Annotated in this window: 1 pseudogene; it reads right to left on the reverse strand. The window is 75.0% G+C overall.

The features are described from left to right. Positions 1 to 77 precede the first annotated feature (77 nt). Positions 78 to 820 (reverse strand): annotated as a pseudogene (gene bluB / locus AC27IQ_RS26015) (5,6-dimethylbenzimidazole synthase). Position 821: the final 1 nt, after the last annotated feature.

An 821-nucleotide genomic window follows, 5' to 3' on the forward strand; every position in this document is an offset into this window, starting at 1 on the left:
GCCGAAGCACCGGTCGATGGCCAGCGCGAGCGGCACTGCCGCGGCGGGCGCGAGGGCCAGGGCCCAGGCGGCGTCCATCAACCGGGGCCCTTTTCGTCGGCGGCAGGCATCGGATCCTCGGCAGCGCCTGCCGCCAGCCAGGGCGCCGGCTGGCCCCAGGCGTTGTCGAACACCACGGTGTGAAGCGGCGCGCGGCGCGCCCAGCGCTCCTGCTGCAGCATGGGTTCTTCGTAGAAGCCGTGCACCGGTCCGATGGACAGCAGCGCCACCGCCTCGGCACCTGCGGGCAGGCCCAGCAGCGCGCTCACGGCGGCGGGGTCGAACATGGACACCCAGCCCATGCCCAGCCCCTCGGCGCGCGCGGCCAGCCACAGGTTCTGCAGCGCGCAGGCGACCGAGGCCAGGTCCATCTGCGGCAGCGTGCGGCGGCCGAAGACGTGCGCCTCGCGGCCATCGGCCAACGCCACGGCGATGCATTCGGCCGCATCGCGCAGGCCCTCGACCTTCAGGCGCAGGAACTCCGCGCCGCGCTCGCCCAGCGCCTCGGCCGTGCGCAGGCGCTCGGCCTCCACACAGGCATGCAGCGCCCGCGCAGCGCCCCATCGTCCACGCGGATGAAACGCCAGGGCTGCATGAAGCCCACGCTGGGGCCATGGTGCGCGGCCTCCAGCAGCCGCGCCAGCACCTCGGGCGCGACCTGCCCGCCCGCGAAGTGGCGCATGTCGCGGCGCTCGCGGATGGCGCGGTACACGGCGGCGCGCTCCTCTGCGGAGAAGGCGGAGCCCTGCGCACCTCCGTTGGGCGGCGTGGGGGATGGCATC

The organism is Acidovorax sp. KPB24-07 (genome assembly GCF_057543315.1).